30 protein-coding genes are annotated in these 25225 nt (G+C 57.7%); 17 read left to right on the top strand and 13 right to left on the bottom strand.

Going from position 1 to position 25225, the window contains the following annotated elements; translation table 11 throughout:
• The first annotated feature begins 36 nt into the window (after window positions 1-36).
• From ACR0FB_RS05675 to ACR0FB_RS05655, 5 genes are all read left to right on the top strand, one after another.
• Window positions 37-393, top strand: coding sequence for a c-type cytochrome (locus ACR0FB_RS05675; protein WP_171637185.1), 357 nt, complete (start codon window positions 37-39; stop codon window positions 391-393).
• Window positions 394-527: 134 nt separating this feature from the next.
• A complete protein-coding gene (gene xoxF5 / locus ACR0FB_RS05670; RefSeq protein WP_171637184.1) occupies window positions 528-2330 on the top strand; it encodes a lanthanide-dependent methanol dehydrogenase XoxF5 in 1803 nt (600 codons plus the stop codon).
• A gap of 69 nt (window positions 2331-2399) precedes the next feature.
• Window positions 2400-2903, top strand: a complete 504-nt coding sequence (locus tag ACR0FB_RS05665) for a c-type cytochrome, methanol metabolism-related (protein ID WP_480620437.1) — start codon at window positions 2400-2402, stop codon at window positions 2901-2903.
• Complete coding sequence (locus ACR0FB_RS05660) at window positions 2887-3729, top strand: substrate-binding domain-containing protein (RefSeq protein ID WP_371807747.1); 843 nt, start codon at window positions 2887-2889, stop codon at window positions 3727-3729. Before ACR0FB_RS05665 ends, ACR0FB_RS05660 begins: the two co-directional genes overlap by 17 nt.
• Complete coding sequence (locus ACR0FB_RS05655; RefSeq protein WP_171637181.1) at window positions 3726-4280, top strand: PQQ-dependent catabolism-associated CXXCW motif protein; 555 nt, start codon at window positions 3726-3728, stop codon at window positions 4278-4280. The genes ACR0FB_RS05660 and ACR0FB_RS05655 overlap by 4 nt, the downstream gene beginning before the upstream one ends.
• Window position 4281: 1 nt before the next feature.
• On the opposite strand, the gene ACR0FB_RS05650 is transcribed toward ACR0FB_RS05655, so the two are convergent.
• The 3 genes from ACR0FB_RS05650 to ACR0FB_RS05640 are packed head-to-tail and all read right to left on the bottom strand — an operon-like array spanning window position 4282 to window position 6567.
• Window positions 4282-5100, bottom strand: coding sequence for a quinoprotein dehydrogenase-associated SoxYZ-like carrier (locus ACR0FB_RS05650; protein WP_480620435.1), 819 nt, complete (start codon window positions 5098-5100; stop codon window positions 4282-4284).
• Window positions 5097-6041 (bottom strand): YncE family protein, encoded by a 945-nt coding sequence (locus ACR0FB_RS05645; protein ID WP_480620433.1) that lies wholly within the window; start codon window positions 6039-6041, stop codon window positions 5097-5099. The genes ACR0FB_RS05650 and ACR0FB_RS05645 overlap by 4 nt, the downstream gene beginning before the upstream one ends.
• Window positions 6028-6567 (bottom strand): SRPBCC family protein, encoded by a 540-nt coding sequence (locus ACR0FB_RS05640; RefSeq protein ID WP_171637179.1) that lies wholly within the window; start codon window positions 6565-6567, stop codon window positions 6028-6030. The genes ACR0FB_RS05645 and ACR0FB_RS05640 overlap by 14 nt, the downstream gene beginning before the upstream one ends.
• A 366-nt stretch (window positions 6568-6933) precedes the next feature.
• On the opposite strand from ACR0FB_RS05640, the gene ACR0FB_RS05635 reads away from it, so the two are divergent.
• The 7 genes from ACR0FB_RS05635 to ACR0FB_RS05605 are packed head-to-tail and all read left to right on the top strand — an operon-like array spanning window position 6934 to window position 12107.
• Window positions 6934-8067 carry an ABC transporter substrate-binding protein gene (locus ACR0FB_RS05635; RefSeq protein ID WP_480620464.1) on the top strand — a complete coding sequence of 378 codons (1134 nt, stop codon included), beginning with the start codon at window positions 6934-6936 and terminating at the stop codon, window positions 8065-8067.
• Between the two features lie 12 nt (window positions 8068-8079).
• A complete protein-coding gene (locus tag ACR0FB_RS05630; protein ID WP_171205913.1) occupies window positions 8080-9051 on the top strand; it encodes a YVTN family beta-propeller repeat protein in 972 nt (323 codons plus the stop codon).
• A 19-nt stretch (window positions 9052-9070) separates the two neighbouring features.
• The gene (locus ACR0FB_RS05625; RefSeq protein ID WP_171170174.1) at window positions 9071-9508 is read left to right on the top strand and encodes a cupredoxin domain-containing protein; all 438 of its coding nucleotides are present in this window, start codon (window positions 9071-9073) and stop codon (window positions 9506-9508) included.
• Between the two features lie 15 nt (window positions 9509-9523).
• On the top strand, window positions 9524-9772 hold the full coding sequence (locus tag ACR0FB_RS05620) for a PepSY domain-containing protein (RefSeq protein WP_171637177.1): 249 nt from the start codon (window positions 9524-9526) through the stop codon (window positions 9770-9772).
• Window positions 9773-9792: 20 nt separating this feature from the next.
• Window positions 9793-10758: an ABC transporter substrate-binding protein gene (locus ACR0FB_RS05615; protein WP_480620431.1), complete on the top strand. Its 966-nt coding sequence runs from the start codon at window positions 9793-9795 to the stop codon at window positions 10756-10758.
• Between the two features lie 6 nt (window positions 10759-10764).
• On the top strand, window positions 10765-11514 hold the full coding sequence (locus ACR0FB_RS05610; RefSeq protein WP_480620429.1) for an ABC transporter permease: 750 nt from the start codon (window positions 10765-10767) through the stop codon (window positions 11512-11514).
• Window positions 11511-12107 carry an ABC transporter ATP-binding protein gene (locus ACR0FB_RS05605; protein ID WP_209835399.1) on the top strand — a complete coding sequence of 199 codons (597 nt, stop codon included), beginning with the start codon at window positions 11511-11513 and terminating at the stop codon, window positions 12105-12107. Before ACR0FB_RS05610 ends, ACR0FB_RS05605 begins: the two co-directional genes overlap by 4 nt.
• A 2-nt stretch (window positions 12108-12109) precedes the next feature.
• Here the strand turns inward: ACR0FB_RS05605 and pqqE are convergent, their stop codons facing one another.
• From pqqE to ACR0FB_RS05555, 10 genes are all read right to left on the bottom strand, one after another.
• Window positions 12110-13222, bottom strand: a complete 1113-nt coding sequence (gene pqqE / locus ACR0FB_RS05600; RefSeq protein WP_480620427.1) for a pyrroloquinoline quinone biosynthesis protein PqqE — start codon at window positions 13220-13222, stop codon at window positions 12110-12112.
• Window positions 13222-13494, bottom strand: a complete 273-nt coding sequence (gene pqqD / locus ACR0FB_RS05595; protein WP_480620463.1) for a pyrroloquinoline quinone biosynthesis peptide chaperone PqqD — start codon at window positions 13492-13494, stop codon at window positions 13222-13224. The genes pqqE and pqqD overlap by 1 nt, the downstream gene beginning before the upstream one ends.
• Window positions 13494-14243: a pyrroloquinoline-quinone synthase PqqC gene (gene pqqC, locus ACR0FB_RS05590; RefSeq protein ID WP_480620425.1), complete on the bottom strand. Its 750-nt coding sequence runs from the start codon at window positions 14241-14243 to the stop codon at window positions 13494-13496. The genes pqqD and pqqC overlap by 1 nt, the downstream gene beginning before the upstream one ends.
• Window positions 14240-15136 carry a pyrroloquinoline quinone biosynthesis protein PqqB gene (pqqB, locus tag ACR0FB_RS05585; RefSeq protein ID WP_480620423.1) on the bottom strand — a complete coding sequence of 299 codons (897 nt, stop codon included), beginning with the start codon at window positions 15134-15136 and terminating at the stop codon, window positions 14240-14242. Before pqqB ends, pqqC begins: the two co-directional genes overlap by 4 nt.
• 23 nt (window positions 15137-15159) lie before the next feature.
• On the bottom strand, window positions 15160-15261 hold the full coding sequence (gene pqqA / locus ACR0FB_RS05580; RefSeq protein WP_117873022.1) for a pyrroloquinoline quinone precursor peptide PqqA: 102 nt from the start codon (window positions 15259-15261) through the stop codon (window positions 15160-15162).
• Between the two features lie 102 nt (window positions 15262-15363).
• Complete coding sequence (locus ACR0FB_RS05575) at window positions 15364-16047, bottom strand: response regulator transcription factor (RefSeq protein ID WP_171637164.1); 684 nt, start codon at window positions 16045-16047, stop codon at window positions 15364-15366.
• 4 nt (window positions 16048-16051) lie between these two features.
• Window positions 16052-17653, bottom strand: coding sequence for a sensor histidine kinase (locus ACR0FB_RS05570; protein ID WP_171637163.1), 1602 nt, complete (start codon window positions 17651-17653; stop codon window positions 16052-16054).
• Window positions 17650-18441, bottom strand: coding sequence for an ABC transporter permease (locus tag ACR0FB_RS05565; protein ID WP_171363233.1), 792 nt, complete (start codon window positions 18439-18441; stop codon window positions 17650-17652). The genes ACR0FB_RS05570 and ACR0FB_RS05565 overlap by 4 nt, the downstream gene beginning before the upstream one ends.
• Window positions 18438-19184: an ABC transporter ATP-binding protein gene (locus ACR0FB_RS05560; protein ID WP_171637160.1), complete on the bottom strand. Its 747-nt coding sequence runs from the start codon at window positions 19182-19184 to the stop codon at window positions 18438-18440. Before ACR0FB_RS05560 ends, ACR0FB_RS05565 begins: the two co-directional genes overlap by 4 nt.
• A gap of 220 nt (window positions 19185-19404) precedes the next feature.
• Window positions 19405-20289, bottom strand: a complete 885-nt coding sequence (locus ACR0FB_RS05555; protein WP_480620421.1) for a LysR family transcriptional regulator — start codon at window positions 20287-20289, stop codon at window positions 19405-19407.
• 109 nt (window positions 20290-20398) lie between these two features.
• Between ACR0FB_RS05555 and ACR0FB_RS05550 the strand changes: the two genes are divergently transcribed.
• The 5 genes from ACR0FB_RS05550 to ACR0FB_RS05530 all read left to right on the top strand — a co-directional run bounded on the left by ACR0FB_RS05550 (window position 20399) and on the right by ACR0FB_RS05530 (window position 25168).
• A complete protein-coding gene (locus ACR0FB_RS05550) occupies window positions 20399-21664 on the top strand; it encodes a serine hydroxymethyltransferase (protein ID WP_480488503.1) in 1266 nt (421 codons plus the stop codon).
• Window positions 21665-21825: 161 nt separating this feature from the next.
• The gene (locus tag ACR0FB_RS05545; protein WP_171637155.1) at window positions 21826-22581 is read left to right on the top strand and encodes a DeoR/GlpR family DNA-binding transcription regulator; all 756 of its coding nucleotides are present in this window, start codon (window positions 21826-21828) and stop codon (window positions 22579-22581) included.
• Between the two features lie 57 nt (window positions 22582-22638).
• The gene (locus ACR0FB_RS05540; RefSeq protein ID WP_371807751.1) at window positions 22639-23043 is read left to right on the top strand and encodes an FAD-dependent oxidoreductase; all 405 of its coding nucleotides are present in this window, start codon (window positions 22639-22641) and stop codon (window positions 23041-23043) included.
• A complete protein-coding gene (locus ACR0FB_RS05535) occupies window positions 23040-23879 on the top strand; it encodes an EamA family transporter (RefSeq protein ID WP_171637153.1) in 840 nt (279 codons plus the stop codon). The genes ACR0FB_RS05540 and ACR0FB_RS05535 overlap by 4 nt, the downstream gene beginning before the upstream one ends.
• Window positions 23880-24148: 269 nt before the next feature.
• Entirely contained in the window at window positions 24149-25168 is a 1020-nt protein-coding gene (locus tag ACR0FB_RS05530) for a putative 2-aminoethylphosphonate ABC transporter substrate-binding protein (RefSeq protein WP_171118362.1), read from the top strand.
• Window positions 25169-25225 lie beyond the last annotated feature (57 nt).

Raw genomic sequence — 25225 nt, 5'->3', positions numbered from 1 at the left:
ATAGTGATCAGAACGGTATTCGCAGCAACCTGCCTCATGCTTTCCCCCGCCTTCGCAAGTGCCGAAGGCGACCCCGAAGCGGGTGAGAAAGTCTTTCGCAAGTGCAAGGCCTGCCATGCGGTGGGCGAGGGGGCTGAAAACAAGGTGGGGCCGATGCTGAACGGCATTGTTGGACGTCAGGCCGCAACCGTAGAAGGATTTGGCTATTCACCGGTGTTGATTTCGCTGTCCGAAGAAGGGCTGGTTTGGACACCCGAAGAACTGGACGCGTTTCTGACGAAACCGCGCGACTACGCGAAGGGGATCAAGATGACCTTCGCCGGGCTGCGAAAAGAGGACGATCGGGCCAACATCATAGCATATCTTGCGACCTTTGAGGACAGCGGGTCGTAGGAGATCGCATTGCTCTCCCACCTAAGCGACCGGAAAACCGTCGGTCGGGGCGAGCATCAACAGACACCGTAATCCGACCTGGGTGAGGTGTTGCAATGCAGAGAGAGATCGCTGCACGAAAGGGAGGAGATTGAATGAAAAATCTATCGCTTTGGACCTCCGGGATTGCCATTGCACTGGCCACCACGGCCTATGCAAATGACGACCTGGTTGCCCAGATGGAGAACGCAAAACAATGGGCGATCCAGACGGGTGACTACAAAAATCAGCGCTATTCCGAACTGGATCAGATCAACGCAGACAATGTAGGTGATCTGCAAGTGGCGTGGACCTTCTCGACCGGTGTTCTGCGCGGGCACGAGGGTTCACCGCTGGTGATTGGTGACATGATGTATGTCCACACGCCGTTCCCGAACATTGTCTATGCTCTGGATCTGGCAAATGAGGGCAAAATCGTCTGGAAGTATGAGCCCAAGCAGGATCCGGACGTGATTCCGGTCATGTGCTGTGACACGGTGAACCGCGGTGTGGCTTATGCGGATGGCAAGATCTTCCTGCATCAGGCCGACACCAAGGTTGTGGCGCTTGATGCCAAGTCCGGCGATGTCGTCTGGGAAGTCCAGAATGGCGACCCGGCGATTGGTGAAACCAACACGGCCACGGTGTTGCCAATCAAGGACAAGGTCATCGTCGGTATCTCGGGTGGCGAATTCGGTGTGCGCGGGTCTGTTACGGCCTATGATATGAACTCGGGCGAGCAGGTCTGGCGGGCCTATTCCATGGGGCCGGATTCGGACATTCTTGTTGATCCGGAAAAGACCACCCATCTGGGTAAGCCGGTTGGCGCGGACTCGGGTACAAACACCTGGGAAGGCGATCAGTGGAAGATCGGCGGCGGCACCACATGGGGCTGGTATTCCGCGGATCTGGACGAGAACCTGATGTACTATGGCACCGGGAACCCGTCGACCTGGAACCCGGCGCAGCGTCCGGGCGACAACCGCTGGTCGATGACCATCATGGCGCGTGACATCGACACCGGCGTGGCAAGATGGTTCTACCAGATGACGCCGCATGATGAATGGGACTATGACGGCATCAATGAAATGATCCTTACGGAACAGGAAATTGATGGCGAGCAGCGCAAGTTGCTGACCCATTTCGACCGCAACGGTCTTGGTTACACCATGGACCGCGTGACGGGCGAGCTGCTGGTGGCCGAAAAATTCGACCCGGTTGTGAACTGGACAACTGGCGTCGACATGGATCCCAACAGCGAAACCTATGGCCGCCCGGCCGTGGTTGCGCAGTATTCGACGGAACAGAACGGCGAGGACGTGAACTCGACCGGTATCTGCCCGGCGGCTTTGGGCACCAAGGACCAACAGCCTGCGGCCTATTCGCCGAAGACTCAGTTGATGTATGTGCCAACCAACCATGTCTGCATGGATTATGAGCCGTTCCGCGTGTCCTATACCGCTGGTCAGCCCTATGTGGGTGCAACTCTGGCGATGTATCCGGCACCAGACAGCCATGGTGGCATGGGCAACTTCATTGCCTGGGACAACACTGATGGAAGCATCAAGTGGTCACTGCCAGAGCAGTTCTCGGTCTGGTCGGGTGCGCTGGCGACAGCGGGTGACGTTGTCTTCTATGGAACGCTCGAAGGGTATCTGAAGGCTGTTCATGCAGAAACAGGTGAAGAACTGTACAAGTTCAAAACGCCCTCTGGCATCATCGGCAACGTGATGACGTACGAGCAAGGTGGCAAGCAGTATATCGGCATCCTGTCCGGTGTCGGTGGCTGGGCCGGTATCGGTCTGGCGGCTGGTTTGACCAACCCGAATGACGGTCTGGGCGCCGTGGGTGGCTATGCCGCACTCAGCGACTATACCGCGCTGGGCGGTCAGCTGACCGTGTTCGCATTGCCGAACTAAGCCAAAGATCTGGCCGGCGCGGTTCAATCGGGCCGCGCCGGTATTCACTTGAAAAGAAACGAGCGTTCCATGAACCATTCTGTACGTCTTCTGGCTTCAATTCTTGCATTGTGCCTTCCTGTTGCCGCGATCGCTGACAATCTGGCAGTCGCGTATTCCGAAGATGGACGGTATTACACCGAAGACGATATCCCGACATTCAACGTGGCCGAGGATGGAACCGTGGACTGGATGACATTTTCGGGCTTCCGGCGCTATCACGCGGAATGCCATGTCTGTCACGGCCCGGATGGCGAGGGCTCGACCTATGCGCCGGCTCTGAAAGAGTCTGCGTTGGAAATGGATTATTACGACTTCGTTGATGTCGTCACCAATGGCCGCCAAGTGGTGAACGCCGCTGAAAACTCGGTAATGCCGGGATTTGGCGACAACCCGAATGTGATGTGCTTTCTGAATGACATCTATGTATACTTGAAGGCTCATGGATCGGGCGCGATCCCGCGTGGCCGCCCGCCGAAGAAAGAGGCGAAATCCGACGTGATCCGCGAGGATGAAGATGCGTGTATGGGCTAAGGCCTGCCTGCCGATTTTCGGACTTTGCGTCTGGCTTTGTCAGGCAGTGCCCGTGTCGGCGCAGACGTCTGACCTGGTTTCAAGAACGGCTTTTCGCGTCTGTGCGGATCCAGCCAACTATCCCATGTCATCCGAGGATGGATCGGGATTTGAAAACAAACTGGCCGAATTGATTGCCGCAAAGCTGGAATTGCCCGTGCAATATGTCTGGTTTCCGCAGGCGACGGGCTTCATACGGAACACGCTGGCCGCCAAACGTTGCGATGTGGTGATCGGTTATGCGCAAGGTCATGAGCTGGTGCAGAACACCAACCACTACTACACGTCCGCCTATGCGCTGATCGTGCCGATGGACAGTGATCTGGCCCAGGTGAACAGGCTGAACGCTCCCCTGCTCAAAGGGAAACGGATCGGGATCGTGGCGGGTACACCACCCGCGGCTCATATGGCGCGGAACGGGCTGATCGGGCAAGCCAAGCCTTATAACCTCTTCGTTGACCGACGTGTGGAAAGCCCGGCCATCGACATGCTGGATGACCTGCAAACAGGTGAGATTGATGCGGCCATTCTTTGGGGTCCGCTGGGCGGACCACTGGTCAAGGCAGACTATCCTGATTTCAAGGTGATCCCGCTGGTCAAGGAAGAGCTGCCACCGCGCCTGTTCTATCGCATCACCATGGGCGTGCGGCAGGGTGAGAAGGTATGGCAAAGACAGCTGAATTCCCTGATCCGGCGTAACCAGGGCGAGATCAATTCGTTATTGGCCGAGGCCGGTGTTCCCTTGGTGAATGATCTGGGGACCGAGGTTCTGGACCTGTCGCAATGATGCGCGCATCGGTGGCAATTGCGTTGATCTCGACTGCCGCAATAGCGCAGACAGTTCCCGAACCAGGTGATTATCGCATGGACCACTACCGCGCGCCGGTGCCGGATCAGATAACCGGCGGGACGGTCATCGGCCCGGAAGAGGCGTACGGCCTATGGCAGGAACAAAGCGTCGCGTTCATCGACGTTTTGCCGCAGCCGCCCAAACCGGCCAATCTGCCTGAAGGCACGATCTGGCGCGACAAGCCGCGCGACAGCATTCCGGGATCACTGTGGTTGCCCAATGTCGGCTACGGCGCAATTGCCGATGTTACGACAGACTATTTTCGTACCGGTCTAGAGGCCAGCACCGATGGCGATATCAACCACGGTCTCGTGTTCTTTTGTCTAGAAGATTGCTGGATGAGCTGGAATGCCGCCCGACGCGCAATCGAATGGGGATACACCAAAGTCTATTGGTTCCCGGAAGGTACCGACGGCTGGGCCTTGTGGGGCTATCCGCTGGAACGGGTAAAGCCAGCCCCGGGCCAGCCCGTTGCCGGAGGCGGCTGATCTAAAAACCCGCCAGTTTTTTGTGTAAGTGACTGACCGTGCCGTCCGTATCCGTCATGGTCACGTCAACCGCTTGCGCCCTGCTTGGAACGGAAATGCCGACCCTTGGGTTTTCGGACAGTGAAATCGACCCCGTCATCTGGACATACCCCGCGCCATCAAGATCGATATCCACGGTCTCTACATATCGCATCGGGATGAACAGCAGGGAAATCTGATCCATCTGCATTCCGGAATGCGACGGGTGATCAATGTTCAGATCCATCTTGTTGGCCCGGTTCGCCCCCAGGCTGGACAATCGTGCCCGCGTGTTCAACGCAGGGACGCGGCCCACCAGTTCGGCCTCCATCGTTCCAAGGTTTGCCAACGCCAGTTCCGGATCAGTTCCGGGAGGTGCCGCGCAAGCGCCAAGGCCCGAGGTTTTGACGAAAGTTTCCGATACCCAAAGGCGGCCATCCGTGGTTTCGGCGATGACATGCATCGGGGTCGGGCCGTTCACGCGCATGGTCACGTCGAAGTAGAAACCCGGCAATGGTTCTTCCAACTCGAACACGGCAGAAACCGGCATCGGGTTTTCGTCCAGCACCAACGTCACCTTGGCCACTTTCGTTCCCCGAGGGGCCGCAACCTGAGCCGCCAGTTGAGCCCGCGCATCATCGGGCGTGCGATAGGGGGCATCAATCGCGATGAACGCATCTCCGTTTTGCATCAGTCGGTCGCCATACAACATCGCTCGGACATTTTCCCATGCCTCGTTGGATGCCCAAACCGGAGCCGCCAGCACACAGAACAGGACTGTAATCAGATGAGAAACTTTCATGGTCGTCCTCCTTGCAGGAACCTGCCAAAGGCACGGGGACCATCACAGGTTTCCATAGTTTCTACCACCGACAGTGCCTGCGGGTCCACGATGCTGACGGTGTTGTCGAACCAGTTTGCGATGACCAGAAGATCTTCGCCCGCCGTCGCATCAATGCCTTCGGGGTATTCCCCAACATCAACCACGCCCTCATGTTCGAGCGTCTCCAGAGATATGACGCTGAGCGTATTGGCATATTGGTTCGTGACGAACGCCCGACCGTGGGCGAAGGCGATGCTGTAAGGGCGTTCCCCGACCGGGACCGTTGCGAGAACGGCGCCAGTTTCCGCATCGACCACGCTGACATCATTGTTGCCGACATTGCCGACGAACAGACGCCCATCCGGGTCAAAACGCAGCCCGAAGGGGCGTGATCCAACCGGGCTGCGGTGCAGAGGCTGAAGAGTGTCGGCATCGAAAACCGACACCTGGTCCGCGCCCTTGTCGGCCGACGCCAGAAAACGCCCGTCTTTCGACATCGCAATACCCGCCGGGGCGGCTCCAGTGGGCAACTCGGATTGAACTTTCAGAGTTTCACTGTCCAGCACCCACAGTCGGGCGTTGTACCAGTCCGAGACGAAAACCCGCCCGCGATCCTGATCCAGTGCGATTCCAATCGGCCCCCCTTCAAGCGTAACTTGTGCGATCGTTTCACCGGTCTCGGCAGACAAACGCCTGACCATCTTGCTGTCCGGGGACACGGTGAACAGCGTCTCATCCAGACCAACCGCCACACCCGCAGGCTTGCCAGGAAGGGGCCAGCGGGCCGTTTCCTGCATCCGCGCAAGATCCATCCGGCTTAGTTCCTCACCGTTCTGACAGGTGATGAATGCTGTCTGTGCCAGTGTCGGGCTGCCAGAGAGCGCCAAAAACAACATCAGCAGTTGGCTAACTTGCCGCACCGAACCGCTCGATCAACGCGTCGAGACCCGCCTGATAGACGCCGGTCACGGCGGCAATGGCGGCTTCGTCATTCAACTCGGCCGGAGGATCGTTGTTTGGATACCCGCGATAGAAGGCACCGCGCCATTCGATGATCGAACCACCTCCGTCGCGCGGTTTTACCGTCAGATGCGACGAATAGTTGGTGACAGGCAGCACCTCTACCGCGACCTCGGTGATCCGGTAGGAGTAGCTCATTTTTTCCGCGCTGTACTTGTACAGAATTTCATTGATCGTCGGACCGCCTTCCTGGCCAAGTGTCAGCAATCGGGTCGCATCGACCTCGTTGCCGCCGTTTCCTTCGGTCGCAAACACAGCCGGATGCCACGACATGTCATCAAAGTTCCCGACAACGGCCCAGACTTCCTCTGGTGAGGCTGCGACCTCGGCAGTCAGCGTGACTTTCTGCCGGGTCGGCCCGTGGGCCCAAACCAGACCCGGAACCAGCAGAGCGGCGGTTGCGGCAAGAAGAAATCGTCGATGCATTCCATGTCCTCCCTGAATGCGCAGAGCGTTGGCAGACGCTGCGCGCTCGCGGCGTTTCTTCTGTCAGACCTGACGGCCGGGCGCACCTCGCCAGTCACCCGTCACATCCCCTGAAAAATCGGCGGGTGTCGCGGGAAACCGCAGCAAGATCAACCATATACGCGCATTCTTATAAAATAAGAATCGAGCTCAATGATGAAGCTGATAGGCTTTGTTTTACAACACGGCCAAAAGTATCGGTTCCGTTTTTCGGGGCGCTATGCTCCGGGTGTTTCAATCTGAACTCTGACTTTCAGGCAACGGGAGGACATCTTGAATACTCGCCTGCTGCCGCTGCTTGCGGCGCTTCTTTGGTGTGCATCCGCGATGACCGCCGCGGCGCTGGATGTGAAGGCTGCGGTGCTGCGGATCGACTATCCGTCGCTTCTGCCGATCTCGCGATATGATCTGAAACCGGACGACCTGGGGTTTGCCGGCGCCGCGCTTGGGGATGAGGATAACGGAACCACGGGCGGATTTCTGGGACATACCTACGAGACCATCACGATGGCCGTTCCGCCGGAAGAAGCTGATGCCGCAATGGACCAGATCCTTGCCGGAGGCGTGCGCCTGATCGTCCTTTTGGCCAAAGCGCCTGACATGTTGCGCCTGACAGACAAGGCGGCAGAGTCCGGGGCGCTTGTTTTCAACGTGTCTGCACCTGATGTCGATCTTCGCGACGCAAACTGCCGGGGCAACCTGCTTCATATCGCCCCGTCCCGCGCCATGAAGGCCGATGCGGTTGCACAGTTTGCCGTCTGGAAGAAATGGGGCGACTGGTTCCTGTTGGCGGGATCCAACCCCGAGGATGTCCAGCTTGCAGACGCGTATCGCCGCGCAGCCAAAAAGTTCGGCGCGAAGATTGCAGAAGATCGAACCTTTGCGGATACCGGTGGGTCTCGTAGAACGGATTCCGGTCACGTCCTTGTTCAGCGCCAATTGCCATTGGACACGCAGGATGCGCGAGACCATGACGTTGTGATTGCCGCAGACGAAACTGATTATTTCGCGCGCTATCTGTCCTATCACCTTTGGACTCCGCGCCCGGTGATGGGGTCAGGCGGCTTGCGTCCGACGACGTTTCACGGCGCGCATGAGGCATGGGGCGCGACCCAGTTCCAGACCCGTTTCGAGGATCTGACAGGCCGTTATGTCCGCCCCGAAGACTACAACACCTGGCTTGCACTGCGCGTGATCGGCGAGGCCGTGACCCGCGCCAGTACGGCAGAGCCCGAAGGTGTTCGGGATTATGCTCTGTCGGACGAGTTTGAGCTTGCCGCATTCAAAGGACAGAAAGTGACATTCCGCGAATGGAACGGGCAGTTGCGTCAGCCGATCCTTCTGTATGACGGGTCGATCACTGTCAGCGTCAGTCCGCAAGAGGGGTTTCTGCACCAGGTCTCACCGCTCGATACGATGGGATTGGATCGGGCGGAATCCAGCTGTCGCGCATTTGAGTAACCGGAGGTATTGATGAAACGACTTTTGTTGACTGTTGCCTGTGCTGCGCTGACCGCAGGTCCCGTGTTTGCGGGCAAGGCTTTTGTCTCGAACGAGCGGGGCAATACGATTACCGTGGTTGATACCGAAACCTGGGAGGTGATCACCGAATTTCCAGGCGGCAACCGACCGCGCGGGATCACCGTCAGTCCGGATGGCGGCACGCTGTATGTCTGTGCCTCGGATGACAATATCATCCGGGTATTTGATACAGAGACCTATGAAGAACTTCCCAGTTTGCCCTCTGGTCCGGACCCCGAACTTTTCATTCTCGAACCCTCGGGCAAGCGGCTCTATATCGCCAATGAGGACGACAATCTGGTGACGGTCACCGACACTGAAACCCGCACCATTCTGGCCGAGGTTCCGGTCGGCGTCGAGCCCGAGGGCATGGGGATCAGCCCCGATGCCAAGTTCGTGGTCAACACGTCCGAGACCACCAACATGGCGCATTTCATTTCCACCGAGGATTATTCCATCAAGCATAATGTCCTGGTCGACCAGCGCCCGCGCTATGCCCAGTATACAGCGGATGGAAAGCGCCTGTTCGTGACATCGGAAATCGGCGGAACCGTCACGGTCATGGATATTGCAGAAGACGGAACACCGACGGTTGTCGGCAAGATCAGCTTCGAAGTAGCGGGCGTGCAGCCGGAATGGTTGCAGCCTGTCGGTGCTAAGGTGACATCGGATGGCAAACGCCTGTTCGTTGCTTTGGGGCCCGCAAACCGGGTTGCAGTCGTTGACGCGCAAAGTCTTGAAGTGCTGGACTATATCTTGGTGGGGCAGCGGGTCTGGCAGTTGGACTTCACACCGGACGAAAAATATCTGCTGACCACGAATGGCAATTCAAACGACATCACCATCATCGATGTCGCCTCTGAAAAGGCGATCAAATCGGTGCAGGTCGGGCAACAGCCCTGGGGTGTGGTGACCATTGACTGAAGTTCTGGGAGGGACAGGAATGAAGAAACTTATGATCGCGGCAATGGTCGCGGCGCTCGGTGGGCCGATATCGGCGGCACCTCTTTGCGATGATCTGGGATTTGCCGGGCTTCTGGCGAAATGCAACCGCGGGGAAACCATCAAGCTGACGCTTGCTTCGGGGCAACCGTTGGGTGAGGACGTGGTTCTGCAATCCGGCGCGTATTACAAGCTTGAGATCACCGCTGACGGTTCGGCGGAATTGGCCATCGAGGGGCCGTCTTTCTTTCGCGCGATCTGGATGAATGAGATCGTGATCAACAAGATCGAGATCCGTCCTATGGCGGTGGACAGCATCGAGTTTGACAAGGCCGGCGTCGCCGAATTGTCGTTTATCGCGATCAAACCCGGCAGTCATGAAATTCGCATCCCCGGTTCCACCGGTGACACGCAACGCATTACGGTGAGTATTCAGTAACGGAGAGATAACGTCATGAAAAGATTTGGAATGTTGATAACCGTCGGGCTTCTGGCGGCCCCGGCTTTCGCCGACGACATTGACGCCGAAACGGTGGCAAAGATCGAGGCCTATCTTGTCTCTGTCGAGTGTCAGATGGACCCGGATGACATCGAGGTTGAAGATGATGGTTACGATCTGGACGATGTCATCTGCAAGGGCGGCAACCAGTTCGACATCAAGCTGGACAAAGACTTGAATGAAATCAGCCGAAAGGCGGAATAGCGATTAAACGGGATCGGGTCATGTTCAAACTTCTTGCCGTGTGCCTTGCATTTGCACTCAGTTCGGGGGCTTTGGCCGCCGAGACCCTGCCGACCATTCGCGCGGCCGTACTCAAGATCGGAACGGTGAATTGGGAGCTTGAGACCATTCGCCGGAACGGTCTGGATCGGAAACATGGCTTTGTCCTTGATGTTCAACCGTTTGCCGACAATGGCGCAACGCGTATCGCGGTCGAGGGGGATGAGGCTGATTTGGCGGTTGCCGACTGGATTTGGGTTGCGCGTCAAAGGGCTGCCGGCAAGGACTATGTGTTCATCCCTTATTCCAAAGCCGTGGGCGGGGTGGTTGTGCCCGCTGACAGCCCGGCAACCAGTTTGAAGGACTTGGCGGGCGGCAAGATCGGCATCGCGGGTGGACCGCTGGATAAATCCTGGCTGATCCTGCGCGCCTATGCAGCAAAGGAATACGGGATGGACTTGAAAGCCGACACCGAACAGGTGTTCGGTGCGCCGCCTCTGATCTTCAAATCTGCTTTGAACGGCGATTATGCCGGGGCGATCAATTTCTGGCATTTCCTGGCCAAGATGAAAGCGTCCGGCATGAAAGAGCTGATCTCGGTTGAGGATGCCGGGCAGGCCTTGGGGCTCGACACCAATACGCCTTTGCTGGGCTATTACCTGAAAGAGAGTTTTCTGAACGAACACCCCGACCTTGCGCAAAGCCTGTTTGCCGCCAGCCGCGACGCCAAGGACCTGCTGGCCAATTCGCCCGAGGCATGGGAGGCGATCAGACCGCGCATGAACGTCAAGTCCGATGCACAATTTGAACAACTCAAGCTCGATTGGATCGCCGGTATTCCCGATCGCCGGCCGGTAGATGCGGTCGCGGCCAACAGGATGCTGGAACTTATGACCGAATTGGGCGGGGCTGAACTGGTGGGCGCTGCGACGACTGTGCCGCAGGGTCTTTTTGCTGACGTGGAATAGGATCAGATGCAAAATGCGCGCCTCACGCCGCTTTTGTCTATCGCAGGCCTTGTGGCCTTGTGGATTGTTGCGGCGTCGCTGACCGCAGACCCTCAGATACTGCCGCAACCCTGGGACCTGGTCCCCAGATTTCATCAAGAGCTTGCGTCAGGAGAGTTGCTGCGCAGCCTTGGCGCGACCCTGTCCCGCGTGATCTGGGCCTTCGTGCTGGCGATGACATTGGGAACGATCATTGGCCTGGCCATGGGGCGATCGGATGCGCTGAACCGCTGGCTTGATCCATGGCTGGTTGTCTTCCTGAACCTGCCCGCGTTGGTTCTGATCGTGCTGTGCTATCTCTGGATCGGGCTAACCGAGGCTGCGGCGATCACGGCGGTTACGCTGAACAAAATCCCCAATGTCGCAACGATCCTCCGAGAGGGCGGCCGGGCGCTAAGCCCGGATCTGGATGCGTTGGCACGGGTCTACCGGATGCCGTGGCAAAGGCGACAGCGCCATGTGATCCTGCCGCAGCTTGCCCCGTTTATCGCAGCTGCCGCACGGTCCGGGCTTTCTCTGATCTGGAAAATCGTCCTCGTGGTCGAGTTTCTTGGGCGCTCATCCGGTGTCGGGTTTCAGATCCATTTGTATTTTCAGCTGTTCGATGTGGCAATGGTGCTGGTCTACGCGTTTTCGTTCATTGCTGTCATGCTGGTTGTCGAATGGCTGGTTCTTCAACCTTTGGAGCGCAATGCTCGACGGTGGAGAACTGCATGATCAGAATTGACATCCAAAGGAAGCGCTTTGAACACCACGCCGTTCTGGGCCCCATTGCATTTGACATCGCCGCTGGGGAAACGGTCGCGCTGACCGGACCATCGGGCATCGGAAAGACGACGCTGCTGCGATTGGTGGCAGGCATTGACCCGGATTTCGAAGGCCAGATCGTGCGGCCGGATCGGCTTGCCATTGTGTTTCAGGAACCCACTTTGCTGCCATGGCGTTCGGCTTTCGATAATCTCGCCCTGATCCATGGTGACCTGTCGCAGGCTGACATTGACGCCGCGCTGTCAGACGTCGGCCTGGACGGAAAGGGGGATTTGTTTCCCGGTCAATTGTCATTGGGTCAGCAGCGCCGGCTTTCTCTGGCGCGCGCCTTTGCCGGGCAGCCTGAATTTCTGATTATGGACGAGCCTTTTGTATCACTGGATACCGAAACGGCCGAGACGATGCTGACTCTGACCGAGGACCTCATCACGCGGCATCGCCCGGCGACCCTGTTCGTGACGCATTCCAAACCCGAAGCACGGCGGCTTTCCGACCGGATCCTGACCCTGGTACCCGGGCCCAGCGGTGCGGTTCTTGGTTAGGGTCATTCCGCAGGCTCTCTCGCCGCACCGGGTGCGGTACGATATGTGAAGGGTGCATCCGATTTGGCGGCATGTTCGTTTGCCTGGTTTTGCAGGGTCTGATGGTGGGGTGATTTGATGCAAACCGGATCAGTGGCGCTTGCGTCTCCGATAACGGCCATGGCCTGACAGCGGCAGCCACCAAAATCAATGGTTTTGCGTTCGCAGGTTTTGCACGGGTCCGACATCCAATCCGTTCCGCGATAGGCATTGAACGCGCTGCCATGGAACCAGATATCCGCAAGCGGTTTGTCCTGTACCCGGTCAAATGTCAGATGCGGGATGGACTGTGCCGCATGGCAGGGCAGAACCTGACCGTCTGGCGCCACGTTCAGCCCGGTTGTCCCCCAACCGCCCATGCATCGCTTGGGGTAGTCGTCGTGATAGTCTGCTGGAACATAATCGATGACCAGTTGCCCCTTGAGGTCTTTCCTGGCCTCGGCCACCTGTCGCGTCACCTGTTGCGCCTGTTCCCGCGTCGGCATCAACGCATCCCTGTTCCGCAAGGCCCAGCCGTGGAACTGCACTGTTGCAACTTCGATCCGCCGGGCACCCATCTCCTGTGCCAGTTCCAGCGCCCGCGGCAGTTGGTAGGCATTGTGACGGTGCAGCACGAAGTTCAGGGTCAGCGGAAACCCGATCTTCTTGATCCATTCGACCGTTTTCATCTTGCGGTCAAACCCGCCGCGATAGCCGCCTACCTTATCCGCCATCACGGCGTCGGTGCCCTGAAGAGAAAGCTGGATATGGTCCAGGCCGACTTCGTCCAGCTCATACAGGCGTCGCTCGGACAGGCCGATCGCCGACGTGATCAGGTTGGTGTACAACCCGGCCTCACGCGCGGCATTGACCAGCGCAACCAGATCGCGGCGGGATGCGGGTTCGCCACCGGAAAGATGCAATTGCAAGACACCAAGTGCCGCCGCTTCTCTGAAAACACGTGCCCAGGTTTCGCTATCCATCTCATTGTCGAGTTTGGCCATTTCGACTGGGTTGGAGCAATAAGGGCAGGACAACGGACATCTGTGCGTCAGCTCGGCCAGCATGGCAATGGGGGGAGGGGGTTTTACCTGCATCAGATGACATCCAGAAAGCGACGGGCCCGAAGGGCATCCAGAAACCCCGAGCTGTCTTCGACAATCTGTTCTTCCGGGGCGTTGTATTTCCTGGACAGTCTCGCGGTGATCTGACCAAAGCTGCGTTGGCCGTCAACTTCGCTCAGAATCGCATGTCCGATCTGATCCAACGTCACGGCCCGTTCAGGTGCCAGCAGAACCCATTGGTCTCGCACGGAATCGAAATGGATGCGGACACCACGCGGTAGCAAGGGGACCTCCTGCGCCAACATTACGACGCCTGCCGCATCCGTAAACCGGCGTCCGGCTTCCATGCCCCCGGAGGAATTCGGGCAGGTTCGACATAGGCACCCCACAGGGCATCCAGCTGCGACCAGAGGACATCGGTTTTGAATATCAGTGCCTTGGCTGCCGCGTCCTGTTTTTCAGCGGTGTCGGCATGATCCAATACCCATGCCAGACCAAAGGCCACATCCTTGGGGGCTTCTTTCAGGCGGTTGCGGAAATAGGCAAGCGAGCTGTCATCCGCAAAATCGTAATGCCGAAGCAGGCCTTCGATCCTGTTGGCATGAATCTTGGGAGCAAACAATTCAGTGAGTGAGGCCGCAACCGCTTCCAGCAACGACTTTTCGCGGACGTATCGCACGTAAGCGTCCACCGCAAATCTGGTGGCAGGCAATACGCCGTCGCATGAGGCGACATAGTCCGGATCCAGACCGACGGCTTCGGCCAGTCGCAACCAGCGCCGGATACCACCTTCGTTGTCTTCCGTGCCGTCATGATCTTCGATCCGCGACCGCCAGGCTCGGCGCAGCGCAGGATCTTCTACACGCGACATGAAGGCGGCGTCCTTCATGGGGATGGAATGCTGATAATAGTAGCGGTTGATCACCCAAGCCCGCACTTCGTCAGGCGTGCATTGACCACCGTGCAGGCGATGATGAAACGGATGAAGGTCGTGGTAACGCTCGGCTCCGATCTGACGAAGTCGGGCCTCGAACTCTTTGTGGCTTTGGGTCATAGCGTTATCTCCATGCCATCCTGGCCTATCGTCCAGCCTTTCGCCCTTGCCCGGGCGTTCTCGGCGCTGTCGGGGCGCAGAACCGGATTGGTGTTGTTCATGTGGATGAACACTTTCCGGCCGATTTTCATATCGGCGAAACCAGCGATCGATCCATCGGGGCCGTCCATCGACATATGGCCCATGCGCTTGCCCGTTTTCTGACCCAACCCGGCCTGCACCATTTCCGTGTCGTGCCAAAGCGTGCCGTCGAAAAACAAAAGATCGGCCTCGTCAAGTCGGGCGCGCAGCTCGGGCGTCAATGCGGCACAGCCCGGTATGTAATATGCCGTCTTCCCCTGCGCGCTCAGCGCCACTCCGACGGTTTGTTCGCCAACCAATTCGGTTTCGACATGTTCCCCTTCCAGATACAGAGGCACTTTGCCGGGCACCGGAAACAATGTTGCCTGCAAGCCGGGAACCAGATCGAACGTCTGATTCAACGAGATAGGCGCGCGAGTCACGACCGAGGCGTTCAAGGCGTCGAAAATCGGGTTCTGCGCGATGACGTCCTGAATGCTCTGGGTTGCAAACAGCGTGAATGACTGCATCTCGCGCAGCGTCAGCAAGCCGGCCACATGGTCGATGTCACCATTTGTCACCAGCACCGATTGAATCGGCACCTCTCGCAACCCGGACGGATACAGGACAGGCGTATTGCCGATCTGCGTTCGAATATCCGGAGACGCGTTCAGGATGGCCCAGTTCTGGCCATCGGGTGAGACCGCGAGTGATGATTGCGTCTGCGCCGGGATATGTCCGCTTCGGGCCAGATTGCAGTTTTCACATCCGCAATTCCATTGCGGAAGGCCGCCGCCAGCAGCGGCCCCAAGTATTATTGCGCGCAACGTCATTTAATGTTGGCGCTTGCAGCTGATCAAATCAGGCCGCCACCGCGCTCATCGTCGTGATCGGGGCCGTACATGTTGATTTCCATGCCGCATTCGATTTCGCGAATAACAGGTCTGTTCCAAGCCATATCAGGGTCCTCCTCCTAGAATGTGCTTGCGAGCAATGTGGCAGGTCTCATGCGCCCGTGCGACTCTTAATTCATAAGAAGGATTTAGACTTTGGTCGGTACTCAGGCGTCATCTGACAGTGGAGCAGTTCCCTGAAGGCAGAAGCCTTGATTGCGTATGGTTTTGATTTCAAATCCAAAATCATCCGACCCCAATTTCTTTCTCAGATATCCGATGTAGACGTCCACCACGTTTTCGTTACTGGACCCGTCCTGTGACCAGAGCGTGTCAAACAGTTCTCCTCGGGATATTGGCGATCCGGCCTTGCTGTTGAGCAGTGTGAGCAGTTCGAATTCACGTTCGGTGAGCGCAATGCGTGTCTCGCGGATCGAAAGTGTTCTGTCCCGCGACGACAGGCGCGCGGGGTCCGGGCGCTGAGACAGCACGCGTTGTTCCTGTACCTGCAACCGGGCGACAAGCTCATCAAAGCTGAACGGCTTAATGACGTAATCATCGGCCCCGGCTTCAAGCCCGGCGGCACGATGATCGACATCGGAAAGGGCAGACAACATCAATATCGGGATTCCGACCCCGGCAAGACGCGCGGCCCGGACCAGTTCGATACCACTGTCGGTTCCCAGCATGACATCGACAATCGCGCCCGAGAATACACCGCTTTTCAACCGCTCCAACCCTTGGTCGGCGCGGTTTTCAGCCTCGGCTGAGTAGCCGTGCAGCGACAGGCCCCGGACAAGAGCCGACGTGATTCTGGGGTCGTCATCTATGATCAGCAGTCTGGAGACCATTTTTCTATGCCTCCGCCAGAGGTAGTCGAATGCAGACATTTGTACCGGCATTTGATCCCAAGGCGTCTTCACGCGGAACCGGGCTTGCCACCGAAATGGTTCCTTCATGGGCCTCTATAACCCACCTGGCCAGTGCCAGCCCGACACCGAAACCCTGACTGTTTGCTGCCCCTCCTTGTACAAACCGCTCGAAGATCCGGGTTTGGGCGCCGTCGGGAATTCCGGGGCCGTTATCGGTCAGCTGTATTTGAACGCCACCATCAACCGATTGACCGGACAGCAACAACGCCTTCCCGTCCCGCGCATGTCGGATCGCATTGCGTATCAGACTGAGCAGGACCTGACGAATCCAGTTCAGGTCACAGTGCAACGAACAATCCGGGAAGTCGCCCGTTTCAAGCTGCATGTCGGCGCCGTCGATTTCAGGTTGAATGTCGCTCACAACTGTTTGCATCAGATCGCATAGTGCAACGTTGGTTGGTTCCAGAGCCAGCTCACCGGTTTCGGAACGGGCGACGCGCAGCAAATCATCGATTCTCTGGTTCAGTTTTGCGGCGCTGCTTTCGATTGTTGCCAACGCCTCTGGCGCGGTCTGGTTATCCCTCTGGCCTATCTGAGCTTCCATCATGATGACCGTCAGCGGTGTGCGCAGTTCGTGACTGACATCAGCAAAAAAGCGGCGCCGGTTTTCGTCGATCTTGGACAGGGACTCATTTGCAGCGCTCAGTTCGCGGGTTCGCTGGGCAATGGTCTCGTTCAACCGGGCCCATTCTGCGTCAACCTCGGCCTGGCGTTTTCTCAATGCAGCGGCCATGCGGTTGGTCTCGCCATATAACTGGCCGATCTCATCATTGCGGGTTTGAGGCAGCGAAATTGCGAATTCGGATCGGCCGACCTGAACCGCCGCGTTGCGCAGCCGATCCAGACGAGAGAACTGCGGTCGCACCAGGCCAAAATAGAACCACGCCGTGCTGAGCAAGGCGAACAGTGCCAGTGCCAGTGCCGCCCAGGTCAGAACCCAGCGGGTCCTTTCGATTCCCGCCATGACGGAGTTTCGAAACAGTACTTCGGTATTCACCGCCTGGCTGAGAAGGGGATCAAACGCCGACGCAAACGAGTCGACATAGGCGCGGAGCTGGGCCTGATCGGCGTCTGCGTCGGCTAGCCCTTCCAGCGTGCTGGCCAGCAGCGCCTCCATTCTGGCCAGACCCAGGGATTGGGTTCCGTATCGCGATTGTTCGTCCAGCCCCAGGGATTGAACCGCGGCAACGGCATCTTCCACATCGGAACGAAGGTTCAGAAACGTTGCCCCAATTTGGTCTTGGATCGGCGAAAGGCGATCGAGTCGAGACTCGACCGTTTGGCCGGTCTGTATCGACTCGGTTGCTATCACAAGAAATGTGGCCGCCTGGGTCGACAGAGCAGCATATCGTGCCATGCGGGTTTCCGATGCCAGTGCCGTTTCCAGGCGGCTGGCGACGGTCTGCATCCCGAAGTAAAGGATTGCGGCCGCCAGCAGGGTGCCTGATCCCAGCACGACGGCCCCAAGGCCCAAGCGTGTTTTCAGAAGCAGACTCCGCTTTGCGGTTTGTGGCGCGGCCGTCATGATTTCCGCCTCATCAGGCCCCGGGCCGGGTCGTACCCCCAAACGGCGATCGCGCTCAGTATCGCGGTTGACGCCAGAACCCACAGCAGGGCCCCCCAGTTGATCTGCAAGTAAAGCAGAAACCGGATCAACTCGACCACATGCGTGAAAGGATTGAGCGCACAGATATCACGCAGCAATGGCGAGCTTTCAGCCATTTTCCACAGCGGATAAAGGGCGGAGGACAGGAAGAACATCGGGAAGATGACAAAGTTCATCACCCCGGCAAAATTCTCCAGCTGCTTGATGAAACTGGACAGCACCAGCCCCAGCGCGCCCAGCATCAGACCACCCAGAACCAGCCCCGGCAAAACCGCGACATATCCGGGTAGGGGCAGGACAATGCCGAACACAGCGGCCAATGCGAGAAACGTATAGACTTGCAGGATGGATATCGCCGTTGATCCCAGCAGACGGCAGAACAAAAGCCACCAGCGCGGGAACGAGCTGGTCAGCAGAAGGCGCATCGAGCCCATCTCGCGGTCGTAGACAAGGCTGAGCGAGCTTTGCATCCCATTGAACAACAGAACCATCGCACACAGGCCGGGGACGATATAGGTCTCGTAAGTGATATAGGTCTGGTAGGGTGGAATGATCGACAGACCGAGGGCCGCGCGAAACCCTGCTGCGAAGATCAAAAGCCAAACCATTGGCCGGACCAGAGCTGCCAGAAATCGTTCGCGTTGATGGATGAAACGCAGAAACTCGCGTCCGATGATGGCGCGGGCGACTCCCAGGAATCCGTTCATGTCGGGACCTCGGTTCGGGACAGGAACCAATCGGACAGTGTTTGATCTCCCCGCAGGCGGCCCACCTGCCCACTGGCAAGAATCTGACCGCGATGAAGAACCAGCAGCTGGTCGTCGTCGCGCATTTCATCTGTCAGATGCGTGGCCCACAAGACGCACAGCCCCTGTTCCGCCAGGTCGTGCACATGGTCGGTTATCGCGTGCCGAGCCGCGGCATCAAGCCCAACGGTCGGTTCGTCCAACAGCAACACCGAAGGTTCGTGCAGCAGGGCACGAGCCAGTTCCATCCGGCGGCGATGGCCGCCATTGAGATCGCGCACTCGTTCCCCGGCGCGGTCGCGCATGTTCAGCCGATCCAGCGCCGCATCGATACGGCCAGGGACTTCGGATCGCGACAACCCATGCAGAGCTGCGAAATAGGCCATGTTCTGGCGCACCGTCAAACCCAGATCCAGTGTCGGTTGCTGAAAGACCACGCCAAGCTTTGCCAGCGCCTTGCGTGGGGATTGGCGCAGATCATGGCCCGCGACCGTGATTTCACCGTCCGGCGCCACAAGCAATCGCGTGAGCAGCGACACCAGTGTAGATTTTCCGGCCCCATTCGGACCGAGCAGACCGCAGAACATCCCCGCCGACACGTCAAAAGAGACAGCATCCAAAGCCGCCTTGGCGCCATAATGAAAGCTCAGGTCGCGTACGGCGAGACCAGGATCGGTTTCCGCCGAGGGGCGCGCGTCTGACATTCTTCCTCCGTCCCGAACCATGGTTCTTGACAGCAGCTTGCATCGTCGGGGCGCGTTTCTCAACCTTCCAGTCCGAGGCCGGACCACGACTTAAGTATGTGAAGCTTCACGGATTTGATGGTGTTGCCCGAAGGGGCCGTTGTCAAATTTGGCCAGCCGAGACTGTCAGGGGAAGGCGGGCCTGATCGGCGCGAACAACCCGTTTTGCGGGCACCGCTTTTCAGTTTGCGTTCAGCAAAAACGATCTGAACTCTTTGAATACGGGGGACCTGCTGAAAGAGGGTGTGAATTTGGCCACCATTACGCGAGGAAGCTTCAACGAGGCCGAAAACGGGCGAACCAGATCGCCATTGTCCAGCAAGTTCTGAACCAGAACTTCGTGCGCCATCAACACGCCACCGCCATGACGCGCCTCTTCCAGCGCGACGGAATACAACGAGTGCACGGTTCCCGTCTTCGGTACACGTGCGCCATCTGGTTGGCTGTTCAGCCAATTGTCCCAATCATTTGCCCATGCCCCGTCATGGAGAAGGGTTTCCTGCGAAAGATCTGAAACAGATTTCAATCGATCCGCGACCGAGGGGGCGCAAACCGGGAAAATCACATCTTCGGCTATTTTGATTTCGTTGATTCCGATCAGTTCACCGGAAAAGAACAAAGTCATGTCAAATGGTTCACGCGTAAGGTTTGGCGGCGTTTCAAGGGCCACAACAGACACGGACAAATCCGGGGCAATTTGTCTGAGCGTTCCAAGTCTGGGCGCCAGCCACAATTGCGCGATCGACGGCAGCGCGGCGACCTTGACCTTGCGCGGCAGGGCCTTGGTTCGAAGTTCCTGCACGGCCATTCCCAATTGATCAAACGCCTGGGTGAACCCGGGCAAAAGCTCTTCGGCAAGCGCCGTCATCTCGACCCCGCGGGCATTTCGGACAAAAAGTTGGGTGCCGGCCCAGGCTTCAAGGGCCTTGACGTGCTGAGTTATCGCGCCCGGAGTAACGGATAGCTCGTCTGCCGCTGCGGCAAAACTTCCAAGCCGAGCCGCCGCTTCGAATGCTCGTAAAGCATTGAGATGTGGGCCTTTCGGGCGACGAGGGGAAAGTGACATCCATTTAAGCCTTAGTTTTTCTGCGGCAAATAAATAGCAATACTGATTTGCTTCGGCCAGTGGAACTCTGGAATTTTGGAGAAAACGCAATCGCATCGGAGGAGCCCGGATGTCGCGGCACTTTGAAAACCCAGTTGGGATGACCGACCCCGTCGTCGCAGAAGCTCTTGCAAACGAGAAAAAGCGCCAGCAGGACCAAATTGAGCTGATCGCGTCCGAAAATATCGTCAGCCGCGCGGTGCTGGATGCTCTCGGGCATGAGATGACCAACAAGACGCTTGAAGGGTATCCGGGAAACCGGTTCCACGGGGGCGGTCAGTTTGTCGACGTCGTCGAGCAGGCGGCAATCGACCGCGCCAGGGAACTGTTCGGATGCGACTATGCCAATGTTCAGCCCCATTCCGGCAGCCAGGCGAACCTTGCTGTTTTCTTTCTGCTGCTTAAGCCTGGCGACAGGGTTTTGTCGCTGGATCTGGCTGCCGGCGGTCATCTGAGTCACGGCCTGAAGGCCAACCTGTCGGGTCGCTGGTTCGAACCGCATCATTATGGTGTCGATGCCGAATCCGAGGTCATTGACTGCGATGCGCTGGAAAAACTGGCCGAGGAAATCCGGCCAAAGCTGCTGATCGCGGGTGGGTCTGCCTATCCACGGGAAATCGACTTCGGGCGCATGGGGCAAATCGCCAGGAAGGTTGGTGCGCATTTTCATGTGGACATGGCCCATATTGCCGGGCTGGTCGCCGCGGGCGTGCATCCTTCGCCTTTTCCGCATGCGGACATTGTGACGTGCACCACGACAAAAACACTGCGTGGTCCTCGTGGCGGGCTGATCCTCACCAACAACGAGGACTGGTTCAAGAGGCTGCAATCTGCGGTTTTCCCCGGCGTTCAGGGTTCGATCCACAGCCAGGTTCTGGCGGCCAAAGCGGTTTGCCTTGCCGAAGCGCTTACGGATGAGTTCAAGGACTACGGAGCGCAGGTCAAAGCCAACGCCGCCAAACTTGCAGAAACCTTGCAGTCCCGGGGGTTGCGTATCGTGTCCGGTGGTACTGACACGCATCTGGTGCTCGTGGATCTCAGCCCCAAGGGTATCACAGGCAAACGCGCCGAGGCCGTTCTGGAAAAGGCCAATATCACGACCAACAAAAACGCGATCCCCAATGACAGCACGCGACCGTCAGAATGGGTTGGATTGCGCCTGGGCGTGAGCGCGGCAACGACCCGCGGCATGAAAGAGGCCGCGTTCGACCAGTTGGCAAACGTGATTGCGGATTTGATCGAAGCTGAGGCCACGGGTGATACCGACGCGACAATTCCGCGCTGCAAAGCCTCGGTCGCAACGTTGTGCAAATCGTTCCCCATCTATCCAGCGTAGTCACTGCGTGCCCGGTGGCAGGGTCCATTGACCGCTCTGGACCATTGGTGTGAGCGCGTCACCGCTGCGCCATGGCAACGCATGCCTGATTGGGTGTTTGGGCTGTACCATGTTTGCAAATTTTGGCATATTCGTGCAGTCCAAAACCAAAGGGCCGGCCAATGCTCGCACCTGAACGCCACGCCATCATACTGGAAGAAGTCTCGCGCCAGCCAGCGGTCTCGATCCGTTCGCTGACGGAACGGCTTGGTGTGTCACGGGAAACCGTGCGCAAGGATATTGAACAGTTGGCACTGGAGAACAAGCTTCATCAGGTGCGGGGCGGCGCGACCAGTGTTCGCAGGCGGGAACCTCCGATGGCCGACCGGGCTCAAACCAACCCGCAAGGCAAGGAACGGATTGGAGTCTATGTGGCAAGCGTGATTCCGGACGGGGCCAGCGTGATAATCGACAGCGGGTCAACGACAGTGGCGGCGGCGCAGGCTCTGGCTGCTGTGCGACAAAACCTTACAATATATACCAATGATTTGACGATTGCATCTGTGCTGGCGTCGGCAGCCGCCGAAGTCACGCTGCTGGGCGGACGGCTGGATTTTTCAGAGAATGTCACATTGGGTTTGGACACGCTCGACCACCTGTCGCGATACAATACGGAATATGCGTTGATCGGGGTCGGCGGTGTGAGCTCTCGGGCATTGTTTACGGATTTCTCACTGGAAGGCGCCAACCTGCGTCATATGATGATGCAACGTGCGCAGCGGCCGCTGATCCTGGCTGATAGCAGCAAGTTCGACGTGGTTGGTCCGATTGTGATGAAACCTCTGCCGGTGAAAGCGACTCTGGTTGTGGATGAGGAGTTGCCAAACAGCATAGCTGGCGCGCTGCAAAGCCAACCCGTGGATATTGTGAAAGCATAACGCAAATACAGGAAAGCAATTGCCAAATTTTGCAAAGTACAAATAGGGTGAAGGGAAATCCGAATCCCTGAGTACGGAGCGACCCGATGGCTGACACCAAACTTTCGCACAGCGCAGCATGTTATTGTCGGAGGCATCATCATTGGCTGCACGGTTGCGTATCATCTGACCGGAAAGTGGCAACGTGAAGTGGTGCTTATTGAGCAGGGGCAACCAAGCCGTGGCACCACATGGCATGTGGCTGGTCTGGTTGGTCCGTTGTGCAACCAACCCGCGATGACCAACCTGATCCGCCCCTCGCCGGGGTCGCATTGCCCAGCGGGATTGAGCCCCCTAAACCGTTGCTGCCGCGATACAGATCAAGATTTGGTCAAGTCACTGCATGCGCGCGCAAACAAGCGCGCTGAAAGTCGAAATCTGACGCAAGACAAATATTCAGCTCATATCGTCGGGCCACAATGACACTACAGGCAGTTCTCATCGTATTGACCGCAGCCGTGTTGCACGCGCTCTGGAATGCGGTTGTCAAAGGCGCGCCCGACAAAGCGGTTGTTTTGGGGTTGGTGGCGCTTGGCCACGCCGTGCCTGCGCTGATTGCGTTGCCTTTTATCGGCTTGCCGGTTTGGGCGGCGTTCCCCTTCATCATCGGTTCGACCCTGATCCACTGGGGGTACTATTGGTTTCTCAACACCGCGTACAAACATGGGGATCTGTCGGTGGTGTACCCGATCTCACGCGGGATGACGCCAATCCTGGTCACGGTGGGTGCCATTCTTTTCGCGGGTGAGTTTCTGCCGCCGATCGCGTGGGTCGGCATTGTCTGCATCTCGGCTGGGATTGGGTGCCTGTCCCTGGTCGGGCTGGGCCGAAACACAAGCTGGGTCGCCGTGGCGGCGTCGTTTGGCACGGGCCTGATGATAGCGTCCTATTCGATTGTGGACGGCATTGGTATCCGGCTGTCCGGGAATATACTGGGATACATTGCGGCATTGTTCGTTGCGGAAATTTTTGTCGCCGGATTTATCTTCGCAACCAGATGGCAGCGTTTCGTCGCACTGCCCAGGCGTTATGTGTGGGCGGGTCTGACAGGCGGCGTCATCTCTGGCGTGGCGTATGGGCTGGTGCTGTATGCGAAGACGGTCGCGCCCTTGGGCGTTGTATCCGCGCTTAGGGAAAGTTCGGTTATCTTTGCATCGCTTATTGGTGTGATGTGGTTCGGCGAAGGGCCGAAATCCAACAGGCTTCTTGCAGCGACTATTGTCGCGATCGGGATCGGACTCCTTGCGATGACACGTTGAGCGTTCTTGCGCCGCCGCGGGAAAGTTTTGAGAATTAAGCTCCTTTGACATGCCTTGATGATCTGTTGATCGTCATGGCCAGTTCCGCGCTGATCTTCCGGGGCGAGCGGATTTCATCTATAGGAGATGCTTATGACATCGAAGATATAATCGATTTTTATTGGCGTTTTTATCTGTCAAACTGCTGTCAAACAATCGGTGCACAATAATCGAGTTCTAACGCCGCGCAAGAATGGCGAAAACAACATAATTACCAACAGAGGATCACAATGAAACACAAAGCATCACTTCTCGCAGCTCTGACTATCGGTGCGCTGACGGCGACGGCGGCGGCATCGGAAACGGAACTTACAGTTTATACCGCAGTCGAGGCGGAAGACTTGGCCCGGTATGCCGAGACGTTCAATCAAAGCCACCCTGATATCAAGATCAATTGGGTTCGCGACTCGACCGGGATCATTACGGCGAAATTGCTGGCAGAACGTGATAATCCGCAGGCAGACGTTGTTTGGGGCCTGGCCGCCACGTCGCTGCTGCTGCTGAAATCAGAAGGTATGTTGGAGCCTTATGCGCCGGCCGGTGTGGAAAAGCTGGACAAAAAATTTGTTGATGGCGACAACCCCCCTGCCTGGGTCGGCATGGACGCCTGGGTTGCATCCGTCTGCTACAATACCGTCGAGGCCGAAAAGGCCGGGTTGACCCCGCCGACATCCTGGAAGGATCTCACCGATCCGATGTACAAAGATCAGGTGATCATGCCCAATCCGAACTCATCGGGCACCGGTTTCCTTGACGTGTCCAGCTGGTTGCAGATGTTCGGTGAAGAAGGTGGTTGGGAATACATGGATGCGCTGCACGAGAATATCGCGCGGTACACCCATTCAGGTTCAAAACCCTGCAAACTGGCCGCAGCAGGCGAAATCCCGATTGGCATTTCCTTTGCGTTCCGCGGGGCAAAGTCCAAAGCCGACGGCGCGCCGCTTGAGATCATCGTGCCTTCCGAGGGCGTCGGATGGGACATGGAAGCCACCGCAATTGTTGCTGGCACCGCCAATTTGGAGGCCGCGCAAAAGCTGGTGGATTTCACCGTCACCAAGGAAGCCAACGAGATGTACAACACCGGCTATGCAGTTGTCGCCTATCCGGGCGTTGCAAAACCGGTTGAGCACTTCCCAGAGGGTCTTCTGGATGCAATGATCGAAAATGATTTTGAGTTTGCCGCCAACAATCGCGCGGCAATCCTGAAGGAATGGCAGTCTCGCTATGACGGAAAGTCGGAAGCGAAGTAACCCCATTGGCAGGAGAGGTTTTCGTGCCTCTCCTGCACACCAGTCTCTTGTTCCCCG

The sequence above is a fragment of the Ruegeria sp. P10 genome, assembly GCF_056534925.1.
This window is presented reverse-complemented; position numbering and strand designations above follow the sequence as displayed.